This window comes from Candidatus Poribacteria bacterium (assembly GCA_026702755.1).
Lineage (GTDB): Bacteria > Poribacteria > WGA-4E > WGA-4E > WGA-3G > WGA-3G.
Genome location: JAPPBX010000027.1, coordinates 1 through 20,636, shown reverse-complemented (window position 1 = coordinate 20,636; position 20,636 = coordinate 1). Strand labels below are relative to the sequence as shown.

19 protein-coding genes are annotated in these 20,636 nt (G+C 46.7%); 14 read left to right on the top strand and 5 right to left on the bottom strand.

The genetic code is table 11. From position 1 onward, the window contains the following. Positions 1–139 precede the first annotated feature (139 nt). The 3 genes from OXH39_05120 (at position 140) to OXH39_05110 (ending at position 3,610) form a co-directional block, all read left to right on the top strand. The gene (locus tag OXH39_05120) at positions 140–1,210 is read left to right on the top strand and encodes an Ldh family oxidoreductase (GenBank protein ID MCY3549821.1); all 1,071 of its coding nucleotides are present in this window, start codon (positions 140–142) and stop codon (positions 1,208–1,210) included. A gap of 299 nt (positions 1,211–1,509) precedes the next feature. Then, positions 1,510–2,448: an ornithine carbamoyltransferase gene (locus tag OXH39_05115; GenBank protein MCY3549820.1), complete on the top strand. Its 939-nt coding sequence runs from the start codon at positions 1,510–1,512 to the stop codon at positions 2,446–2,448. Between the two features lie 10 nt (positions 2,449–2,458). Further along, the gene (locus OXH39_05110; protein ID MCY3549819.1) at positions 2,459–3,610 is read left to right on the top strand and encodes a threonine synthase; all 1,152 of its coding nucleotides are present in this window, start codon (positions 2,459–2,461) and stop codon (positions 3,608–3,610) included. Positions 3,611–3,722: 112 nt separating this feature from the next. Here the strand turns inward: OXH39_05110 and OXH39_05105 are convergent, their stop codons facing one another. Further along, on the bottom strand, positions 3,723–4,451 hold the full coding sequence (locus OXH39_05105; GenBank protein ID MCY3549818.1) for a hypothetical protein: 729 nt from the start codon (positions 4,449–4,451) through the stop codon (positions 3,723–3,725). A 731-nt stretch (positions 4,452–5,182) separates the two neighbouring features. On the opposite strand from OXH39_05105, the gene OXH39_05100 reads away from it, so the two are divergent. The 9 genes from OXH39_05100 to OXH39_05060 all read left to right on the top strand — a co-directional run bounded on the left by OXH39_05100 (position 5,183) and on the right by OXH39_05060 (position 12,684). Beyond that, the gene (locus tag OXH39_05100) at positions 5,183–6,148 is read left to right on the top strand and encodes a hypothetical protein (GenBank protein ID MCY3549817.1); all 966 of its coding nucleotides are present in this window, start codon (positions 5,183–5,185) and stop codon (positions 6,146–6,148) included. Positions 6,149–6,263: 115 nt separating this feature from the next. Then, complete coding sequence (locus tag OXH39_05095; GenBank protein MCY3549816.1) at positions 6,264–8,699, top strand: YdjY domain-containing protein; 2,436 nt, start codon at positions 6,264–6,266, stop codon at positions 8,697–8,699. Between the two features lie 11 nt (positions 8,700–8,710). Next, entirely contained in the window at positions 8,711–8,893 is a 183-nt protein-coding gene (locus OXH39_05090; protein ID MCY3549815.1) for a zinc ribbon domain-containing protein, read from the top strand. 29 nt (positions 8,894–8,922) lie between these two features. Next, positions 8,923–10,335: a DNA polymerase III subunit delta gene (gene holA, locus OXH39_05085; GenBank protein MCY3549814.1), complete on the top strand. Its 1,413-nt coding sequence runs from the start codon at positions 8,923–8,925 to the stop codon at positions 10,333–10,335. Between the two features lie 80 nt (positions 10,336–10,415). Then, a complete protein-coding gene (locus OXH39_05080) occupies positions 10,416–11,186 on the top strand; it encodes a tyrosine-type recombinase/integrase (GenBank protein ID MCY3549813.1) in 771 nt (256 codons plus the stop codon). A gap of 156 nt (positions 11,187–11,342) precedes the next feature. Next, positions 11,343–11,555, top strand: coding sequence for a hypothetical protein (locus tag OXH39_05075; protein MCY3549812.1), 213 nt, complete (start codon positions 11,343–11,345; stop codon positions 11,553–11,555). Between the two features lie 13 nt (positions 11,556–11,568). Continuing rightward, complete coding sequence (locus OXH39_05070; protein ID MCY3549811.1) at positions 11,569–11,931, top strand: hypothetical protein; 363 nt, start codon at positions 11,569–11,571, stop codon at positions 11,929–11,931. A 157-nt stretch (positions 11,932–12,088) separates the two neighbouring features. Continuing rightward, the gene (locus OXH39_05065; protein MCY3549810.1) at positions 12,089–12,325 is read left to right on the top strand and encodes a hypothetical protein; all 237 of its coding nucleotides are present in this window, start codon (positions 12,089–12,091) and stop codon (positions 12,323–12,325) included. Between the two features lie 14 nt (positions 12,326–12,339). After that, the gene (locus OXH39_05060; protein MCY3549809.1) at positions 12,340–12,684 is read left to right on the top strand and encodes a hypothetical protein; all 345 of its coding nucleotides are present in this window, start codon (positions 12,340–12,342) and stop codon (positions 12,682–12,684) included. A 156-nt stretch (positions 12,685–12,840) separates the two neighbouring features. Here OXH39_05060 and OXH39_05055 read toward each other — a convergent pair whose 3' ends face one another. The 4 genes from OXH39_05055 to OXH39_05040 form a co-directional block, all read right to left on the bottom strand. Then, the gene (locus tag OXH39_05055) at positions 12,841–14,028 is read right to left on the bottom strand and encodes a metallophosphoesterase (GenBank protein MCY3549808.1); all 1,188 of its coding nucleotides are present in this window, start codon (positions 14,026–14,028) and stop codon (positions 12,841–12,843) included. Between the two features lie 6 nt (positions 14,029–14,034). After that, positions 14,035–15,366 (bottom strand): histidine--tRNA ligase, encoded by a 1,332-nt coding sequence (gene hisS, locus OXH39_05050; GenBank protein MCY3549807.1) that lies wholly within the window; start codon positions 15,364–15,366, stop codon positions 14,035–14,037. A gap of 16 nt (positions 15,367–15,382) precedes the next feature. Then, positions 15,383–16,162 (bottom strand): ATP phosphoribosyltransferase, encoded by a 780-nt coding sequence (hisG, locus tag OXH39_05045; GenBank protein ID MCY3549806.1) that lies wholly within the window; start codon positions 16,160–16,162, stop codon positions 15,383–15,385. Positions 16,163–16,249: 87 nt separating this feature from the next. Next, a complete protein-coding gene (locus tag OXH39_05040) occupies positions 16,250–17,686 on the bottom strand; it encodes an ATP phosphoribosyltransferase regulatory subunit (protein ID MCY3549805.1) in 1,437 nt (478 codons plus the stop codon). Positions 17,687–18,146: 460 nt separating this feature from the next. On the opposite strand from OXH39_05040, the gene OXH39_05035 reads away from it, so the two are divergent. Both OXH39_05035 and OXH39_05030 read left to right on the top strand, forming a co-directional pair. Beyond that, positions 18,147–19,778, top strand: a complete 1,632-nt coding sequence (locus tag OXH39_05035; protein MCY3549804.1) for a hypothetical protein — start codon at positions 18,147–18,149, stop codon at positions 19,776–19,778. A gap of 5 nt (positions 19,779–19,783) precedes the next feature. Then, a partial coding sequence (locus OXH39_05030) for a cohesin domain-containing protein (protein MCY3549803.1) occupies positions 19,784–20,636 on the top strand: 853 nt, incomplete at its 3' end.

Sequence of the window (20,636 nt, the reverse complement as noted above, 5' to 3'; positions counted from 1 at the left end):
AAAGTCCGTTAAATGCCAGCCTATGTGGTTTCCCGAACAAAATTTGCGCTTTAAGATTAGTTTTGCTAAAATAGTGGCAATTGTATACTTGTCCTTCCAATTCGGGCAACTTGAAAATGCTGTAGGGGGACCCATAATCATGAATCGACACGAACAAGAAGCAATTGTTAACGCAGCAGAATTACAAAGTGTGTGTAGCCAGCTTTACCAAGAGGTGGGTGTTGCGCAATCAGATGCAGATACCGTCTCGGAAATGCAGGTACTGATGGATTTACGGGGTGTTCATTCGCATGCGACACGTGCCGTACCCGGTTATGTCCGAGGCATCATTAACGGCAATATAAATCCGACACCGGAGCTCCAGCGGCTTGAAGACAACCCAGCATCTGTCCTATTGGATGGCGACCGAGGATTGGGACATCTTGTCGGTGTTCGTGCAATGAACATTGCCATTGAAAAGGCAAGGTCGGCTTCAATTGGATTGGCTGTCGTTCGGAACAGTAATCACTTCGGGGCTGCCTCCAGCCATGCGATGCGAGCCATGGCGCGCGATATGATCGGTTTCGCGACGACCAATGGACTCGGTGTGAATGTCGCTGTCCACGGTGCCAGAAGCACTTCGATTGGAAACAATGCGTTCTCGTATGCCATCCCTGCGGGTGAAGAACCACCCATCGTGTTGGATATGGCGTGCGGTGCCGCTGCTGCTGGACGGATTGGGACCGCGAGACTGTATCAAGAAAAAATTCCGTTGGGATGGGCACTGGACGCAGATGGCAATGAAACCGAGGACCCATCGAAAGTGGCGGCGATTTTACCAGCTGCAGGTCCCAAAGGTTCCGCCCTCGCAATCGTGATGGATGTTTTATGCGGTCCTTTGAGTGGTGGACTGATGGGCATCAATAAGCACTATCAGCCCGGGGATGCACCACAAGAGAAACGCACATCAGCACATTTTTTTCTTGCTATCAATATTGCCAATTTCACGTCTATTGTGGAATTCAAGGCTGAAATCGACCGGCAAATTCGCATGACCCGACAAGCCACACCACGTAGTGGATTTACGCGCGTCACCCTGCCCGGCGAGATTGAATGGGAATTGACCCAAGAACGTCTCGCAAATGGAATTCCGCTTCACAAGGAACCGTTGCATGAGATTGAGAAACTTGCTGATGAGCTGGGTGTTGAGACCCCGTGGGATCGAACTTAGAAACTCCTCCCACATGTGTTATCAACGTGCTTTGTAAGTGTCCTGTCTTGGGTCGAGGAAATTGTCGAAGTATCGCACCTACGAGAAGAATGCTTGAATAAGAATTCCTTTTCCAGTATCAGGTAGGGACCCTCCTTCTGCCAGAATCGGATACCTTTGTCGAAAACAAAAACATTTGACTTATATCGGGAATTCGGGTATAATTATGGTTTCTTACTTACCACCGGTTGGTAACAGCTGAAAATAAGCCAGTAAAGGTAAACTTTTGTGGTTTGCCAAACCCTACTGTGGAGGTAATCATGCACCTAATTACACTGAACCCATGGTCAGAAACGGACATACTTGAAACCGTTGAAACAAGTCTGAAAATCAAAAACCATCCCGAAAAATATAGACACGCCATAGTTGGAAAGAGTCTCTGTCTGCTTTTCCAAAAGACCTCTACACGAACGCGCTGCGCAGGTGAAGTTGGTGTAACGCAACTCGGCGGACACGCACATTACCTCGACTGGCGCACGACAAACTTCGCGTTAGCCGACCTTGGCGACGAGATGCGCGTCCTATCGGCATACATGGACATCATCTTAGCCAGATTCTTAAAACATACAGAACTCGTTGAGGCAGCCGCTGCCGCAGCCGTACCAGTAATTAACGGGTGTTGTGACAAATACCATCCGACACAGGCACTCGGCGATCTGATGACAATACAGGAACACTTTGGGAGACTGGACGGGATCAAATTATGCTTCATCGGGGTGCATAACAACGTCTGTAATTCGTTGATTGCTGCTGGTATGAAGGTCGGCGTTGAGGTCACTGTCGTTGCGCCGGAGGTGAACCCTGCTGCTGTTGATAAGGAGCTGTGGAATGAAGCCTCTGGGAAAGGGCTCTATAAAACACTTGATACCGATACTACATCAATTGGAAGTTCACTGGAGAAAGTGATTGCTGAAAGCGATGTTGTCTATACAGATACATGGGTGGATATGGAATTCTTCACAGATCCGGCTTTTGCGAAGGAACGGAAACGCAGGTTGGAGAAGATGATGCCGTATCAATTGAATGCCGAACTACTCAAGGAACACGAGTGCCGGGTTATGCACTGTCTCCCGGCGCATCACGGGTATGAAATTTCAGGTGAACTCGTCAACGACGCGCGTTCAATTATCTTTGAGCAGTCCGAGAACCGACTCCATAGCATGAAGGCGATCCTTCTCAAACTGCTTGCGCACGCCTAAGCAAAGTAAAATGAAAAACTACCTCCAGCATCTTGAATGCAGCAAGTGCGGTGAAACCTATCCGCACACGGTGCCACAGAATGTCTGCATCGCTTGTGGGAAACCGCTACTTGCCCGTTACGCGCTTGAACAGATAGCGGAGACGTGGAAAAGCGACACACTTCTGTCAAGACCCGCCTCACTCTGGCGTTATCGGGAACTCCTACCTATATCTGATCCAGCAGACATAGTGACACTTGGGGAAACGATGACACCGCTCATCCATGCGAAAAGATTGGGAGCGAGGTTTGGACTCACACAGGTGTGGGTGAAGGACGAATCTCGGTTACCTACTGGAAGTTTTAAGGCACGAGGCTTAGCAATGGCGGTATCCAAAGCGAAAGTGCTCCGGTTAACCCAGTTAGCCATACCGTCCGCTGGTAACGCAGCGACTGCTCTTGCCCTTTATGCTGCAGCAGCAGGTATAACCGCCCATATCTTTATGCCCCAGGATACCCCAGCCTTTAACAAGGAGACGTGTCAACTCGCCGGTGCAAATGTCACGCTGATCGACGGCTTAATTACTGATGCAGGCAAAATTGTAGCGGAACGGAAAGAGCACGAGGGCTGGTTTGACGTGTCAACGCTTAAGGAGCCGTACCGCGTTGAAGGGAAAAAAACGATGGGATTTGAGCTCGCTGAGCAGCTCGGATGGGAGCTACCGGATGTTATTATCTATCCTACCGGCGGTGGTACGGGTATTGTGGGGATGTGGAAAGGCTTTGCGGAATTAGAAGCGATCGGTTGGATCGGGAAGAAAAGACCACGGTTCATCTCTGTGCAGTCAACAGGATGTGCGCCGATTGTTAAGGCATGGGAAGAAGAGGCTACTGAAGCGGAACCGTGGCACGACGCGGATACCGTTGCGAGCGGTTTACGGGTGCCACAGGCGATCGGCGATTTTCTTATTCTGGAGGCGATTCGTAAAAGCAACGGTGCCGCAATTGCTGTCACAGACGATGCCATCCGTGAATCAATGCAATTGCTCCCCACAACCGAGGGACTCTTGACGTGTCCTGAAGGAGCAGCAACGGTCGCGGCACTCGAACAACTTGTCGCGAACGGGATGATTGAAGCCTCCGAACGCGTTGTACTTTTCAATACAGGTGGTTACCAGTCGTAACCAAAGTAGTAGGCACACACCACTGTGCCGTAACATAACCAAAGTAGTAGGCACACTCCGCTGTGCCGTAACATAACCAAAGTAGTAGGCACACACCACTGTGCCGTAACGCTTACCTTCTTTCAAGATAGTCGTAAGTCGGTTTACCCTTCGTTTCCGTTTCAGGCGCATCTTTCTTAAGGTGATAGCCCACCTCATACTTCTTCACCGATACAATTGGATAGGGACCATCAAATCCTGCGATGATACCCTGCACCTCAACGGGTTTATTGTTATTCGCAGCGTCAATCCGCAGTTGATCAAACTCAGGATTCGCACTGAAAACGAACTTCTGTTCCTCACTGCCAGCAGTCATCGCATGCTGGATATTGGAAGTGTCGGGTCGCCAACGTCGCCATGCTGGAACGTTTCGGAGATAACTTCGGGCGAAACCCGGGTGTGCAAACAGGTCGCCGCGAATCGTCGCCTCGGTTTTTAGCACACGAGATTGTCCGAGTCCATGGCGACCCCGGAAACGGGAGTCATTGAGTTGTCGCATGATGTCATATACATCAAAGGTATGCGTCTCGCTATATTTAGAAATACCTTGTCTCGGCTTGATCTCTACAAGTGTGGTGAAAAGCCGCTTTCTGCCGTGCTTGTCGACAGGTGTACTAAAAGTAATGTCCTCTGAATCTGCCCACGGTTCCAACAACCGTCGAATATGCCGCGCATCGGTATTGCTAACCACATCGGAAATCTCTATTTTCAAAACAGCTACTTCAGCCATGCTTACCATACTGATTCCAACAAGTAAGAGTACCACCACAAAAGTGAGACAGTAGAAATGTGCACGTTTCATCTTGATTTCCTCGCTTAATTTGTAAGTTTACCTTCCTTAATACCTATTAGACACTATTAGATGAAAAAAGTTTCAAAAAAAATGCAGGTTTTCAGTCCCACCGCTTTCGTAGCATAAAATGTGCTTTGATTCGGGTGGTGCATGATGATATTTTTCTTAGCAACATGTATAATGCCCTCTGCCTATTAATGATACAATCGAATGCGAAAAAGGTTGCATAATTTTAGAAAAATTCAAAATCTAAGTTCTATAAAGACTTAAACGGGCTGCACCACAAAGAAGTTTACACGGGTAGCATGTAATTTACAAATTCTAAGCATAAACTACGCCCCATTTCGTGCAATTGCGTGTAAAGAATGCCCCATTTTGTGCAGTGCTTTCTCTGTCCGTTTGTAGAGAACTCCGTCGGTGTAGTATTGTTCAAATTGGCACGGAATTTGCTGGCTAAATGTACATAAGTTCTAATGCCAGTATATAGTGTGGTCTGTGGATACTTGACGAGGTTGATAAGGTTCAAGTTGATAGAAGAAAAAAGAAATAGCCAGAATCGTCCGATTATTTTACTATGCTAAGCACGATAGTTGCATCCCATGTCTACACAAAATTCCTTGCGAATTAAGGGAAACTGTGTTAGGATTTAAACATGGAAGCGTCGCGTATAGCGCGCTCTTAACGAATCATAGATAGCGCGCTTACAAAGCGCACATAAAGCAAAAGAGGAGATATGAATTATGAAGAAGATGTTCTGGGTAGTGGTGCTGTCAATGTTGTGTGTTGCTACCAGTTATGGTCAATACAATGGTGAATGTTGGGTCGTAAGTGGTGGAGAGACGGTTTATAAATTATATGCCGATGGAAATGCCGATCCGCAGGTTATCCCAAATTTACCGCAGGCAAGTGCCGCAGAAGTTAATCCGGCAGATGGCGTTGTCTGGATCGCAGTCTCAGCAGCAAATACTGTTTATCGTTATAATCCAAATACCGGTGATTTTCTTGCGATTCCCGACATCAACCGTCCAAACATGGTAGCTATTAACCCCGCAGACGGCTCTGCATGGATTGCTGGTTATGATGCTGTCAAAAAGGTATCCGGTGATGGCACTACCGTTATAGCTACAATAGAGGCGCATGAACCCGCTGTAGCAGTGAATCCGAAGGACGGTTCTGCTTGGATAACTAACGCTCGCGGACCAATTGCCCGTTACGATGCCGCAGGAAATAAAATAGCAGATGCACCGGCGATGGGTGAACCGAAGGGTGTGACCGTTGACTACGACGGAAACGCTTGGATTGCAGACAGTCAGCACAGCGTTCTGATGCGTGTGTCACCAAGCGGACAGAAATTGGTAGAAATTACTGATATTCCGAATCCTACGTCCCCGCGCATCAATCTTGTAGATGGAAGTGTTTGGGTCGTTTCACAACAATCAACGTTGGTAAACTTGACAGCAGATGGGACAAAAACGACCGAAGTTGTAGAGGCAGATGGTACGGTGTTTCCCGGGTTTCTGGCAGGAAGGACAATAGTTGCAATAAGCGTCTCGCCTACGGACGGTGGTATCTGGGTTGCTGATCTGGTGGGAGGACCAGCATTTCAAGGCGAAATCAGCAAGTGGACAAAGAGCGGGCAACAATTATTTACAAATCCGATCCCGCAACCCTCCTCTGTTTCCGTTGGGCACTGGGCAGGAAACTAATTGGGAACCAGTAGAAATTGAGTCGCCACGTTCGTCTCGTTGGAAGATGAACTAAAATCTGATTGTGGCACTCGCCGGAGCGATTACAATTTTTCTCATAGATGTGAGGTGCATTATGATTAGGTCCCCTCTTTTGGCGCAGCGCGTGAATTTCCAAAACTTGCTGTTAAAATTCGCAATCGGAATGTTTGTTCTTGTCTCGTTTACTACGTCTGGATTCGCACAACTTCCAGATTTCTACGTTGATGCTAACAGTATCACCTTCTCGAATCCGACACCTTTTGAAGGAGAAGAGATTACAATCTGGGTTGAGGTGAAGAACATTGGCGATGGTACCCCGACAATGAACGAAGACCTTGTTGTTGAGCTGTACGAAGGGGATCCAGCGACAAAGCCACTCCAAATCGTCTGTAAGGATGTGATCATAGAACTGAAACCCAAAAAGACCGGCAGAGTGAAAGCGCAGTGGCAGCCACCCCCTGGCAAAACAGAAATTTACGCTATCGTTAACCCCCTCGGTGAAAAACATATTCAGGAAACGGACGCAGGAAATAATATCACACGCGCCGCACTTACCGCTGAAACACGAACGTTCCCTCCCGTTACCTCTGAACAGATACAGAGCGCGATAACGAAGGGTGTCGATTGGATAGAAGCACAACAAGGAAGACATAGTCGGACCTGTTTGCAGTGTGGAACAGAAAACCAACTTATCTTAATCTGTATTACCTGTGGCGCAAGCCTGAAGGGGTTAGCTGAAAATTTTATCCCTGGCAATACTTGGAATTTCGGTGAGGATCAGACACAGGAGACAGCGTTGGCATTGCAAACTTTGTTTGCGACAGGACGGACACCTTCGCATCCGCCAGTGCAAAAGGGCTTGGATTTTCTGTTGGCGGGAGATTGGAATGAATTCGCTGTTTATCAATTTGCCGTAATTGTTCCAGTCTTAGTTGCTACGCAAGATCCAGCATACAGAGAACGCGCCCAATTTGCTGTGAATCAGTTAATCAAAAAACAGCTTCCTATCAGCGGCAGTGAGTTCACAGACGAGCGCGACGATGGTGGTTGGGGATATGGTTACACAGCTGACGGTGCCCACATGAACATGGTTATCTATGCGCTTTATGCTGCAAAGCAGTGGGGGCTTGATATTCCGCCTGACACATGGGCACGTGCTGAGCAGTGGATTCGCCGAAACCAAACGGAGACAGGGGGTTGGCTCTATAATTTAGTTGACGACGGTTCACCGTGGGCAATAGGGGTCTATGGAAGCATGACAGCAACTGGATTGTGGGCACTTCGTGCATGTGGTGTTCCTGTTGATGATCTACAGGTTCAAAAAGGCATTGGATGGGTGAAAAAGCATTGGACCTTAACCCGGAATCCCGGTTCTAACTCATGGCTCTATTACTACTTACTCTCGCTGCAACGGTTCTGCGACATTCCGCCAACTGTAGATATGCTTGCCGGTTACAATTGGTACGATGAAATTTCACGGATGATGGTTTCGCAACAACAATCTGATGGAAGGTGGCGCGGATCCGAGAGCGATTTTCTGTCAACCTGTTTTGCTGTGATGTCTTTGAGTCATGCGTTGGTGGGTCCAACGGAACCGAATATAGGGATTGTTCCGCGAAGCCTCCGATTTTCGCCACCTGCTCCACGTGTTGGCGAAGCGGTTCGCCTAAGTGGGACACTTCGGAACACGGGAACTCCTTTTGACGGGATTCTGAACATGGAGTTCTATGTTGACGACGAAAAGGTCGCCGCAACCGAAGTACTTTGGACACCAAAATTGGGAGAGACTGTCGTCTCAGCCGACTGGGCACCTACTACGGAAGGTGAAATAGAGCTTGTCGCACGTGTGGACATTGCAGATACAGATGAAAGCGACAATACCGCTTCGGAGAAACTCACTGTTCATCCACAATCCACCGGTGCTGCGGATGTTGAGTTAGCAAAGCCGAAGAAAATTGGTGAAAATGTGTATCAACTTGGCAATGTCGTTTTTGATATTGGCAAACGTGAGGTAACAGTGCCGGGTGAAATTAATATTGTGGGTGGAGATGCCAATATTGAATTCTTTGCTTGTGGTAAACTCGGTAAAACGCACGAGAGCATCTTAATTGTAGATGCAGAACCAATTTATATGCTTACAGCACTCGGTGTTTTAGATTTTGAGCCCGGTAGGAACCTCGCCGTTGAAGGCGATCCGCGGCCTCCAATAGGTTCGCCTGTTGACATCTGGGTGGAATGGCAACAAGGTGGCAAGGTCGTTTCGCGTCGTGCACGCGAGTTGGTATGGAATGCCTTTAGGGAACAACCGATGCAAGATACGCCGTGGATCTTCACAGGTGGGCGGATTAAAAATAGGCAATTCACTACCCAACTCTTCCATAACATTATCGCAGTCTACCGCGACCCAGATTCACTTTTCAATCATCCCTTGCCAACGGGTACCGATGACCGGACGTATCGTGTCAATACCGATGTGATTCCGCCTAAGGGAACAAAGGTAAAGGTAATTATTCGGCCCATTGAGGCTTAAAGGAGCAAACGATGCCAATTTTTGAATATCATTGCAATAAATGCACCACTGAATTTGAGGTGCTTCAACGCGTAAGTGATGCTGATACGCCTCCGAAATGTCCCAGTTGTGGTGCGTTGGACCCAACAAAACGCTTCTCTGCGTTCGCTACCGCGGGTACGCAAAGGGAGACCACCAGCGACAACGCAACCTGAGCGGTTCCAGCTGGCGGCAGTTTGCCCCAATGAAACAGAAACCTACACCTCCCCCGAACATCCTTCGCGAAATCCAAGCAAATAAAGTCTTACCGGTCTATCTACTCTGTGGTGAGGAAAATTTCCTCATTGAAGGAACCCTCAAGCAGATGATCGACCATCTGCTCACACCTGAAATGCGTGATTTCAACCTCTCCTTTTTGGAGGGTGCAGATATTCCGATTCGTGAAATTCTCACGCAAGCGGATCTCTACCCAGTCATGTCAAAATGGCGAGTCGTGGTTGTGCGCGATGCGCCATTTTTTAAGACGCAACAACGGACAACACCGATAACACTCCTCCGAAATGCATTCAAAATTGAAATTACAGACGCTCCGAAATGTATCTCTACAATGGCAAAACTCTTAGAGGTGAATCCGCAACAGATCGCGGAACGGCATCTCGACTTCATAAATGCCGTTGACTCACTCGTTGATGAGTTAGGTTCAAGGTTAACCGATGAGGAACGTGGCTTCATAGAGCGTTTGCCGGAAATCGCTCAGAAACTGGAGACCTACGCTACAGAAGCCGGTGCTACTGACGATGTCGCCTTGCTGCTTGAATGGCTTCAAAGTGATCTTCCGAAGAGTAGCGTGCTGATATTCACAGTGCAGGGACCCGTGACCGAACGGAACCGGGTTGCTAAGGCTATCGAGGCTGTGGGACGTTATAGGTCCTTTGATCCCGTAGAAGCCGGTCCGTCGCTGAACCGGGACCCGCTCTATAAGAAAGTCTCGGAGAAATTTGCCGAATTTGGTAAGCAGATAACACCTCGCGCTTTTACGCAACTCCGAACCCGCACCGGCGGCGACATGCACACAATCGCTGAAGCAATAAATAAAATCGTTAGTTTTGTAGGCGACAAACGCCAAATTGACGAACACGATGTCCAGAACGTAGTGACACAGAATACATTTGATAGCATTTTCGATCTCACGGATGCTATCGGAAAGCGTTCAATAGAACAGGCGTTGAAGAGTCTTCACGAGGTGTTAGCAAGTGGACAGGATCCTATCCCGGTTAACTCAATGATTATACGTCAACTCCGATTTGCGCTTCAAGCCAAACTAATTGCTGAAAGAAGAGGACTCCGACCCCTTCGGAGTCGAATGCAGTTCTCCGAATTTACGAAAAACATTTTTCAACCGCTTGTTGAAGAAATGAGAGATTTTTTGCCTAAATCACCCTCTGATAACATTCTAAGGCAGAATCCTTATGTCGCCTACAAAATCTTTCAGACGCTCCATGCTTTCACCGCTGAAGAGTTAATCACTGCGATTGAAAAAACTCTCATAGTGGATACTCAATTGAAAACGAGCGGACAAGATGAAACGGGCATTCTGGAGCAATTGGTATGTGAACTTTGTGCCAGTCCACACGGGAGAAGACCCGCTTCTTTCTAATCTCCAATGCGGTTAAGAAACCAGCAAGGTTTTATTCCGTTTTAAAAATATACGTACTCATAAAATAAGGAGTTTCTTTCATGAAAGGCACAAGACCTTTAGATAATGCTGAAATCCGAAAAGCATCGGAGGCTTTTGACGGTGTATTTGCCGTTAGGAACCGGAGTTTGTTTATATTGGGTGTATCCGTTGGGGGAAGAATTAGTGAGCTGCTTGCCTTGAAGGTAAACGATGTGTGGCAGAATAACAAGCCTGTCAAAGATCTGCTGTTTGATCGGAATATTGTGAAGGGTGGTGAGGTATCGAGAGCGGTGCCTGTGAATGTAGATGGCAGAAAGGCAATTGAGGCACTCATCGCTTGGCATATTGAGTTATATGGGAATGCCGATCCGACCCGTCCATTGTTTCCCTCCCGGAAAGGACAAGGCTTGAAAACGATGACGAGGATAGCAGCACACAACGCACTAAAGGGCGCGTTTGAGGCGGCGGGATTGAACGGAAAACTCGGCACGCATTCTTTGCGGAAGTCTTATGCCCAGCGTCTTTATGAACAGACGAACGATATTTATGCCGTGCAGGAAATGTTAGGGCATAAAAGCGTGGTGACAACACAGCGATATTTGGGTGTAAACTATGCGAGTGTTCGGGATGCGTCGGAGGCGATGTCTATCCATGCCGAACTTAACGTAAGTGGCAAAACGTTAAGTTCGGTGGATGATGCCACGGATGACGTGCTTTTAATTGAATTGCTCCGTAGGGGATATGATGTCGCTCAATTGCTTGAGAAGAAAGACACACCGCAACCATTTCAATTACCTGCTGACGAGGAATCGTCAGTGATTTCCGTGTAATATTGGCATACTACAATACAGTACATTAATATGCGGAATGCTTTCGTATACGAGTACTCATCAAATCAATTTGATGAGTACTTCATTTTTTTCTATCCTTTTACGTTTTGCAGACTCTATCTTGTAACACAACAAAAAACAGGAGGAAATTTGAAAATGGAAATAGCAGCTATCATTGTACTCGGTATTCTTGCATGTACTTGGATGAGCATGTCCTATGCTAAAAAAGCAGCGGGCTTGGAAAAGGGTGCCTCCCAACGTGAGATAGAGGTACTGCAGGAACAAGTAAGCCATATTCAAGAGGAAATGGTTGCCCTCAAAACAGAAGTTAAACGACTCATCCAGATTGCTAAAGGTATTGATGAGTGAAGGAGGGAATGACATGCTATTTTTACAGATTTTATTGGTGCTGGCAGTCTGTTTACTCATTCCCGGGCTGATACTCTTTTTCGTCATCACACATGCAGTTGTGCTTACCACTCTTACAGTGATTATTATCGGTGTGGTAGCAGTTATTATGCTTGTAAGCACTTGCTTGGGAATCTCATATTTCTTTAAAAAATCAGACTACCGTCCCAGCAAGGCGAAGCAAAGTTACCTTCAAGTTGAATCGGACTTGAAGCAAATAGCAGCGGATTTAACCGAGATTCGCTTGCAATTGGATAATGTTGCGCCTTACTTGCGTGAAATGGAATTTTTAAAGTACGCCCGACAAAATCGCGAATCAAAGAAAAATGAAGGATAGGTAGCACAAAGTTACTGCTCATAAACCTGTTACAAGGCTTTGTGTTTTTTGGGTAGGGTTACCATAGCGGAGTATCTTTTGTAGAGGGCTTGTAGAGCATTCTCGAAAGGATTTTTTCAGACAACATTACTTTATTAAAAAGTTGGAGGCATTAAAAATGGCACAAGTCGTTCTGGTTATCGCTATCGTATTTGGAAGTATCACTGTAACAACGCTTGCATGCGTCTGGATGGGAACGTCCTACGCCGCAAAGAAAAAAGGGTTGACAAAGGGCGCATCACAACGTGAGATAGAAGTACTGCATCAGAAAGTAGACGACGTTCAACAAGAAATTGATGTTCTGAAAAATGAGGTGAAACGACTCATCAACATCGCTAAAGGTGTGGATGAATAAGGAGGAGAACAGATATGTGGGCGTTACTACTATTGATTTTTCTTGCATTAGTGTTCTTTCTCATCGTTAAACTCACCACTGGGATTATAGTGACTGTTGTAGCAATAGTTATAGGCACAACAACAGTCACTATAATCGCTTGTGTTTGGCTGGGAACATCGTATTATCTGAAAAAATTAGGGTATGCGGAGGACACAGCACAACAGGCGTATCGTCAAGTAGACTCGGATTTAAACCAGATCGTTGGGGATTTGCAGGAGATCCGCTTGCAATTGGATGATGTTGCACCATACCTGCGCGACATGGAATTTCTAAGGTACGCCCGACAAAATCGCGAATCGAAGAAAAATGGAGAATAGGTAGCACAAAACGACTGCTTATAAATCCCTTACAAGACGGTGTGTTTTTTGGGTAGGGTTGCCACGGAGTATCTTTTACGGAGGGCTTGTAGGGCATTCTCGAAAGAATTTTTTGAAAGAATTTTTTTCAAAGGGATTTTGCGTAAGCCCTAAATACTAAAAAGTCAACCATCGGTGAAATACAACACCGTTACTCTCAGGTTCAACGACTCTTAACAACACCTTCCCATCGCTGCGAAAATCTATCGCCATGAAACCGGTATGTTGATGTGCGAATAGCGTATTATCTCCAGACATCACTGCTGTCACTTTCCGACTCGCCGCAGCCCCACTCACGAGAAGATAATCCGTAACATTGCCTTTTAAGACCTGAAGGGAGTGTTCATGTCCAGAAGCATAGATTAAAAGCGGTGGACCCTGGGGTGGAGATTTTCGAGTCGTAAACGCCCGATTTAGCTGCGCTACCATATTTTTGTTACGCGCACCGTTCATATCTTGGTCGGATCTGTAGAGATGCCATCGCGCATGAGGATACGCGGAACCAACTACCGGAATTGGAATCCAGAGCCATTTTTTCAAAAACCTGATAGGAAAAAGGTGTGCCTTCCAATCATAAAAGCCGCCGTGTGAACCGTAGCTTTCTAACGGATGGTGTCCGACAACGATAACCGGTAATGCCGTATCTAACAGTACTATGAGTTCCTCTATAATTTTTTCAGGTGATTTTTTCGGTTTTTCATGTTGATGGAGCCACCACTGCGTGTCCAGCACGATGAGCCGCAAAACTGGATTAGCTTTCGGGAGTTCAAGCATAACAGGACCGGGCGATCCACCAGATGGCAAGAAATTTTCTTCACCGGCGAGAGCATTGTTAATAAATTCCCCTTGTGCGCGCAACGCGCTATATCCCTCCGCTTTTCCACTCGCCCAATCATGATTTCCGGGGATAAAAAGCCCATGAGCACCCGTCGTTTTGACAACCGCGAGTTGTGGTGTGATCCGCGTTGATGCTTCATGCTTTTTGCGTTCTGTCATCCCTTCTGGATACATGTTGTCCCCTAAAAAAACAATGCTCGTCCTTGCAGCATCTTTTTCCGCCCATTCGGTGAGCGTTTTCAGTACCGGTTCGTCCGGTTTTGGCTCGCCGCCATCACCAAGTAATAAGAGACGGTACTGGAGCGTGCCCTCCGCTTTACGATCCTGTTTCGCACTCTCCAGTATATCCGGATGGTAATACGGTTTTGTGTGACTACACCCCGCAATTGTTAGTTGCACTGCTTGGACAATGCAACAGAGAAGGATAACATAGCGGGTGAAGTTGGGGCGTTGATAAAATTGATTCATCTTTCTTTAACCATCTATCCATTCTTGGATGCATTCAACAAATTCTTCCCGCGGGACAATCTGTTGCTCTCTGTTTGAGAGGTTCCGAATTGCTACTTTACCTGCCTCTAATTCGTCAGAACCGAGGATAACAGCATAAGGGATGCCTTTAGTGTCTGCATACTTTATCTGTGCGCTGATACGCGATGGACGAGAATAGACCTCTGTCCGGATGCCATTTTGACGCAGAAGCGTGGCCAATTTTAGGGATTCTTGGGCGAGTTCGGCATCGAAAACAGTAACCAACACCTGTGTTACTGTCTTGCCAACGGTGGTGGGAAACATATCGAATTCTTCCATCACGTCAATAATCCGCTCAATACCGAAACTGGTACCGGTTGCGGGGTAACCCTGTTTACTGAAACTCCCGATGAGTTCATCGTACCTGCCGCCGCCGGTGATACTTCCAATTCTCGGTTCTTCAACAACAGTCTCATAGATCGGACCGGTATAGTATTCCAAGCCGCGCACCATCGCAACGTTCACTTTGTAGAATTCATCTGGTACACCGAGCGTTGTGAGATAACCGATTAATTCCTCCAATTCCGAGATACCCTCTCGCGCCACTTCAGAGTCGCCAAGTTGCTCACTGAGGGCGTTTAGGACTGTCGCTGCATCGCCTTCAACCTCAAGCAACGCAAGTAGTTTCTCAATAACAGGTTCTGAAATCTGATTTTCTGCTAATTCTTCCCTGACCCCGGCCAACCCAATTTTATCCAATTTATCAATAGAGCGGTAGAGTCCACCGAGTTGTTCGGTAGGCACGCCAGCAAATTGTCCAATTCCAGTAATAAGTTTTCGGTCGTTGATATTAATCTCGAATTGCTGGAAACCGAGGCGAGAAAGCACTTGGTAGATGAGATTGACGTTTTCGGCATCAGCGAGCATGCTATCGCTTCCTACTGTATCTGCATCGCATTGGAAGAATTGACGATAGCGTCCCTTTTGCGGGCGTTCCGCTCGCCAGACGGGATCGATTTGGTATCGCTTGAAAGGTTTCGGGAGCTGCGGGTGCATAGCGACAACTCGGCAGAGTGGCACCGAAAGATCGTAGCGGAGGGAGATGTCCTCCTTTCCACCGGCGTGTCCTGCTTGATAGATGAGTTTCTCTGCGTCCGGTCCATACTTACCTGTAAGTACTTCAGATAATTCGAGGGCAGGTGTTTGTAAAGGTTCAAACCCGAATTCCTCAAAGACATCACGAATCACACTTATGACGTACTGTCTGCGAATCATCTGTTCAGGTAAAATATCTCGCATCCCGCGTGGGACGCGTGGTTTAATGAATGGGGTTGCCATGAGTTCCGCTCCTTAATTAGATGTGTCCGGGGAGTGTCTGACTCCGCCGTCTCCGTAGACCTTTCTGAAGTGCCTGCGTGAATTCTTCAATCTTTTCTCGCTTCCATGAGTCCTTGAGTGCTTTCGGATTGGCAATGAGGGTAGATTCAGATTCGCGTAAGAGTTCAATCTCCTTAAGGGCATTCGCCTTGATTGTACGCCGTGATGCTGTCGAATTGTCAATGATAGCATCCGCTTCTTCAGGCGGTTTTCCCTCGGTCGCACCGAAAGACAGCATGAGCGTGATGGGAGACTGATAAGTGCCACGAGTATTAAGTCGCTTCCACGGTGTTAAGATTGCCGGGGCGACCCTATTTTCTGTCTTTTCAAGAATATATTTCTCGGCGAGATTCAAATATTCGGTAGAGATAAGGATATCTCCATCGGTGAGATTCATCAAATCTTCAAATGTGTTGATGTCTTCTCGTTCTTCACGAACAGCAAGAATGATATCAATGTGACCGTATTCCAGAGGCAAAATTTCTTCAACTTCCGCGTCGGTTTCCTCAACCCAATCTTGACCAGTAATCCCTAAATCGTAGAAATCATCCATACCGACGTAGACAGGTATCTCTTGCGGACGCGAAATTTTGATCTGAAATTCGCTATCGTCGCGGAAAGTTGCGCGATAAGATCTGTCAGTCTCAGTATAACCGTTGAGTTCGTAACCGGCACGCTGAAACAGTTCAAGGGTATCTGATTGTAGACTTCCTTTTGGTAAAAGTAGGTTCAGGGTCCGTTGTGATTCCGTTTGCATTTTTTAATTCTTGTCCTTTCCCTGATCATATTTAGATGTTTCAGAGATAATTGCGTTACACTCCATTTTTTGGCAAGCGCGAAACATCTAAAGAAGATCGTCAACGGTGACCACCTGTGTGTCGCCAGTTTTGACTTGAGTTCGGCGCATCGGTTCATCGGGGACCAAGCAGATAAAATAATCGTAGTTTGCTTGGTTCGCGTAATCCTGTTGTGTTTGTAGATCGCGTTCCATCAAATCTACTTCGACGTTCTTACCTGCTCCCCGCAAGGTTTCAGCGAGTTGTTGCGCTTTTGAAATGTGTTCAGGCGTTTCTGCTGCGATGAAGTAGTCTTTTCTTCCATTAACAGTTACCTTACTTGTATCGGTGAAGGCTTCTACGAGCGCGTCGAACTGAAACGCGAACCCAGCACCAGGTGTTGATGTGCCGCCGAAGGAGGCAATCAGTCTATCATATCTCCCACCGCCACAGAGGGGTAGACGTTTCTCAGAAAATTCAATCTGAAAAACCGTGCCGGTATAGAAATCAAATCCGCGCGTGATGCCTAAATTGATTTCAAAATCTATAGTGCCGTAGTTCTCCAAACATACACAAAGTTCGATCAGTTCCTTGCGTGCTGCTTGCGCGGTGTCGCCGAGATGCGTTTCCCACGCTGCCATTACAGTGTCCTTATCGCCACAAACCTTTGAGACATCTATACAGCACTGAGCAACCTCTTCCGAAATGTTGAAATAACGGTGCCACCTTGCTTTATAGGTTTCCTCAGCAATCATCGGCAGCTTTTCTCTATAAGTGGAGGCAGTATTTTCAGTGAGCTCCTGAATCTCGGCAGTCTCAATCTTGTGGGGACCTTGATAATCGGATCCTTGCGAACGACGCAACATATTGAGTTCATCGCGGAGCATTTCCATATCCCAAAGTTGGCTTTCGTTACGGACGCGGACGAGATGGTCAATGTCCCATATCATTTCTGCTTGGTCTTTGGGATCAAGCGCAATCTGTTCAAAAATTTCTCGGAAGACCCGTGTATTACCAATTCTTAACTTTGTCTGTGAAATGTTGAGTTTCTCAAGAATTCGGATTGGAATCGTAATAATTTCAGCGTCTGCATGGGCGGAAGCCGGTCCGATAAGTTCAACACCTGCTTGTCGAAATTCACGTCTTGCCTCCGACGTGTCCGTGGTTGGTTCCTGTCGGACGCATTGTCCGATGTAGTAAAGCTTATATGGATAAGGGAGATGGTCTAATTGTCCATTGGCAATGAGTCGGCAGACCGGGGCGGTCAACTCAGGTCTTAGGGCATAATCCACCCGATCTGAGCCGACGAACGTAAACATCTTATGACGGATCTCCTCACCAGCTTGTGCAGACAGGAGGGCGAAGGATTCAAACAGTGGTGTTTGAATCTGGTCATATCCATAGGTTTCAAAAGTTTCGCGAACGATATTTTCGACGAAATTTCGCTGAACCATCTGCTCCGGTAGAAAATCGTTCGTTCCAGTAGGTTTATCAAACTTTTCCATATTTTAGTTCTCGATTGTCAGTTTGCCTCGCAGTGAGAGTTATCAGTTAAGAGGATTTTTGGAACCATCTACGCCTGCTTGGTATGTCCCGTGCAGGATGGATTGTTAGGGACAAAACCCTATGAAAAATCAAAAAAAAACCCAGTAAACAGTCTGCTCTTTTTCTCGCGCGTACCGCTAACGCGGCACGGAGGAGAGCGGCTCGTTTACCAGGGTTCAAACAAGTTAAACTTACTTCGTATTATCAGAAATATTTATTCATATTCCCCTCATCCGCTCTACTCAGAAATGGACCGAATGATGGTGATGAATGTTGAGTGTATTAGCGTTACGCATTTTTCAGTGTCGTTTACAAGTTGAGACTTGCTACTAAAAAGTTAGTGATTTTAATTTGCACTTAATGATATTATACCCTATTGAAAGGTAAATGTCAAATTTTTTAGAGACTACCAAATGCACAATGAAGATTAGACCTATTTTCATCATCTCTATACTCGGTGTACTACTGTCGGTACTTCTATGTGGTATCTATTTCCAGTTCTCCTACTTTGAACCGGATACCGTCTCGTATCTATTCCAAGCGAGGTTGTTCGCGGAGGGTAAACTCTCTGTCCCCGCGCCCCCGGAACACGGGTTCTCCTCTTCACCACATATCAACGTACTAAACGGTAAATGGTATTCAAAATACCCATTCGGAAACGCCTTGATGCTGATGTTCGGCGTATTTATCAACGCGCCGTGGCTAATTCCCGCGCTTGCAACGGGCGGTGCGCTGCTGCTTCTCTACCTTTTTGTAAAAGAAATATATGGGAACATCCATCCCGGAATTGCACTTACTGCCGCTGTGCTCGCGCTCATTTCACCAGCAACACTGGGTATGGGTTCGACGTGGTTCAGTGAACCAGTGAGTCGTTTCTACCTTGTGCTTTATCTGCTTGCACTCCTTAGGACCTTGAAGTGCAAAGACGATGCTTCTCCCCTCGCTCGAATCGGCTACCCGCTTCTCTCAGGGTTTGCGTTGGGATACGCGTTCAATACGCGTCCCCTCTCTGCGATAGTCTTTGGTGTCGTCGGCGCGGGACTCACAGTTTATCATCTGTTTACGCAATGGCAGGATAGACAAGTATTGACCGCTACGGTGAAACGGTTAGGGTTCTTCTTTATTCCGTTTGTTGTGATGTTAGGTGTATGTATGGCGTGGAACGCGCATTTCACGGAAGATCCATTCCTGTTCACACACACGGTTGCGCAACCTTATGACAAAATCGGATTCGGTGCTCGGACGGAGGGATACGAACCTAATATTGAACAGGCATTTATTTTTACACCGGCATGGGCAATTGAGAGGACATGGCGACACATTCTGCCGTGTATCAGTTTCAACGCGCTCGGTTGGGGGAGTTATCACCACAATTTATTGAAGGATGCCGAATTTTCATTGACATGGATTGTCGCCTTTGTGCCGCTAATTTTGCCGTGGTGTTTGCTACTGATACCGTTCTTCCACCATTCGCGTAACAGATACGATGTGTTCTGCCTTGCCCTACTTATCGGTAATCTGTTGCTGTACGCCTTTTTTTACTTTGAAGGTTCAACATGGGGGTACACGCCAGTGAACGCACGCTACTACACCGAATCAACATTTCTCGCGTTTATTCCATTGGTAGCGCGTGGGATGTTTATCTGTTATGAACGATTCAAACTGCGTGAGAGGCGCGGACTCGCGATTGCTGTTGGGGTATGCCTTCTGCTACTCAGTGTCAACACTGTGTGGAGTTATGTCCGTATTGGGGAAAGATACCAGAATTGGGGGCATGTCTACCAGAAGCTGCCGCCGATGGTAGCGGAGCAAGACATTCACAACGCCGTTATTTTCGTGTCTCGACATCGAGGCGCGCCGATTGGTGATTATCCGTTTAAGAGTCTACAAGAAGCGGACATCGTCTATTTTAAGCTCGGTCCCGCACCACGATGGAAACTGACAAACAGCGATTGGGAAAACGTGTACGCACAGTATTTCACGGGTAGAAATGCGTATTTGTATGTACCGGGTGAGAACAATCTTACACCCCTATCTTCTGAAGAGAAATAATTTTTATGAAACAACTTTTCGAGAGTAACCTACTTTTTCCACTATTGGTGATTGTGATGTGCTTTGGTTTAACGGTGATGAGTTATGGCCAAGCTATTGTCCATATAGTATTTCCACAAACTGAGCCACTTACAGTCGGTGAGCAGATAATTATGAATGTTCAGATAGCAGATGGTCAGAACATTTCAGGATATGAACTGACCGTAGGTTTTGATCCAACCGCGCTCCGCTATGTCAAGAGTACCAATGCGGATTACTTGCCAGTGAGTGTCTTTGTTATCCCACCTATAATTACTAATGAGGAAGTCCATCTCATAGCCACATCCAAAGCAGGTGCTGCTTCCGAGAATGAAGGCACACTTGCCACGTTAACTTTTGAGGTGATTGAGATCAAAGATTCTACTATTAAATTAATAGATGTAATACTCTCCGATAGTGCAGGAGTGCCATTGGCGGTTGCAACCAGAAATGGAAGAATTGGGACAATCCAGTTACCTTCAATCGGAGATGTCAATGAAGATAGAAAAGTAAACATTCTGGATCTAACATTGGTGGCAAGCAACCTCATGGCAGCTAATCCAAGCCATCCGCGCGTGGATGTCAATGAAGATGGAATTGTTAATATCTTAGACTTAGTGTTGGTGGGGCAACATCTTGATGCTATCGGGGGTAATAGGATACCTGAGATTAGAGTTATCCCTGTTAATTCTGAAGTTAATCTTGAAGAATCAGCAGTTGCTGCGAGACCACCTATCGACTTTGACGCAGAAAAAGCCGCAATTCAAGAACTCTACAGTGCCTTTTACGAAGCCTTTAACGATAACGATATCGGAGCTATCGGCGAAACCTTTGATACCA

Bases quoted from the DNA above. Each gene is read 5' to 3' on its own strand.
- OXH39_05120 (MCY3549821.1), top strand. From the start codon at position 140: ATGAATCGACACGAACAAGAAGCAATTGTTAACGCAGCAGAATTACAA.
- OXH39_05115 (MCY3549820.1), top strand. From the start codon at position 1,510: ATGCACCTAATTACACTGAACCCATGGTCAGAAACGGACATACTTGAA.
- OXH39_05110 (MCY3549819.1), top strand. From the start codon at position 2,459: ATGAAAAACTACCTCCAGCATCTTGAATGCAGCAAGTGCGGTGAAACC.
- OXH39_05105 (MCY3549818.1), bottom strand. From the start codon at position 4,451: ATGAAACGTGCACATTTCTACTGTCTCACTTTTGTGGTGGTACTCTTA.
- OXH39_05100 (MCY3549817.1), top strand. From the start codon at position 5,183: ATGAAGAAGATGTTCTGGGTAGTGGTGCTGTCAATGTTGTGTGTTGCT.
- OXH39_05095 (MCY3549816.1), top strand. From the start codon at position 6,264: ATGATTAGGTCCCCTCTTTTGGCGCAGCGCGTGAATTTCCAAAACTTG.
- OXH39_05090 (MCY3549815.1), top strand. From the start codon at position 8,711: ATGCCAATTTTTGAATATCATTGCAATAAATGCACCACTGAATTTGAG.
- holA (MCY3549814.1), top strand. From the start codon at position 8,923: ATGAAACAGAAACCTACACCTCCCCCGAACATCCTTCGCGAAATCCAA.
- OXH39_05080 (MCY3549813.1), top strand. From the start codon at position 10,416: ATGAAAGGCACAAGACCTTTAGATAATGCTGAAATCCGAAAAGCATCG.
- OXH39_05075 (MCY3549812.1), top strand. From the start codon at position 11,343: ATGGAAATAGCAGCTATCATTGTACTCGGTATTCTTGCATGTACTTGG.
- OXH39_05070 (MCY3549811.1), top strand. From the start codon at position 11,569: ATGCTATTTTTACAGATTTTATTGGTGCTGGCAGTCTGTTTACTCATT.
- OXH39_05065 (MCY3549810.1), top strand. From the start codon at position 12,089: ATGGCACAAGTCGTTCTGGTTATCGCTATCGTATTTGGAAGTATCACT.
- OXH39_05060 (MCY3549809.1), top strand. From the start codon at position 12,340: ATGTGGGCGTTACTACTATTGATTTTTCTTGCATTAGTGTTCTTTCTC.
- OXH39_05055 (MCY3549808.1), bottom strand. From the start codon at position 14,028: ATGAATCAATTTTATCAACGCCCCAACTTCACCCGCTATGTTATCCTT.
- hisS (MCY3549807.1), bottom strand. From the start codon at position 15,366: ATGGCAACCCCATTCATTAAACCACGCGTCCCACGCGGGATGCGAGAT.
- hisG (MCY3549806.1), bottom strand. From the start codon at position 16,162: ATGCAAACGGAATCACAACGGACCCTGAACCTACTTTTACCAAAAGGA.
- OXH39_05040 (MCY3549805.1), bottom strand. From the start codon at position 17,686: ATGGAAAAGTTTGATAAACCTACTGGAACGAACGATTTTCTACCGGAG.
- OXH39_05035 (MCY3549804.1), top strand. From the start codon at position 18,147: ATGAAGATTAGACCTATTTTCATCATCTCTATACTCGGTGTACTACTG.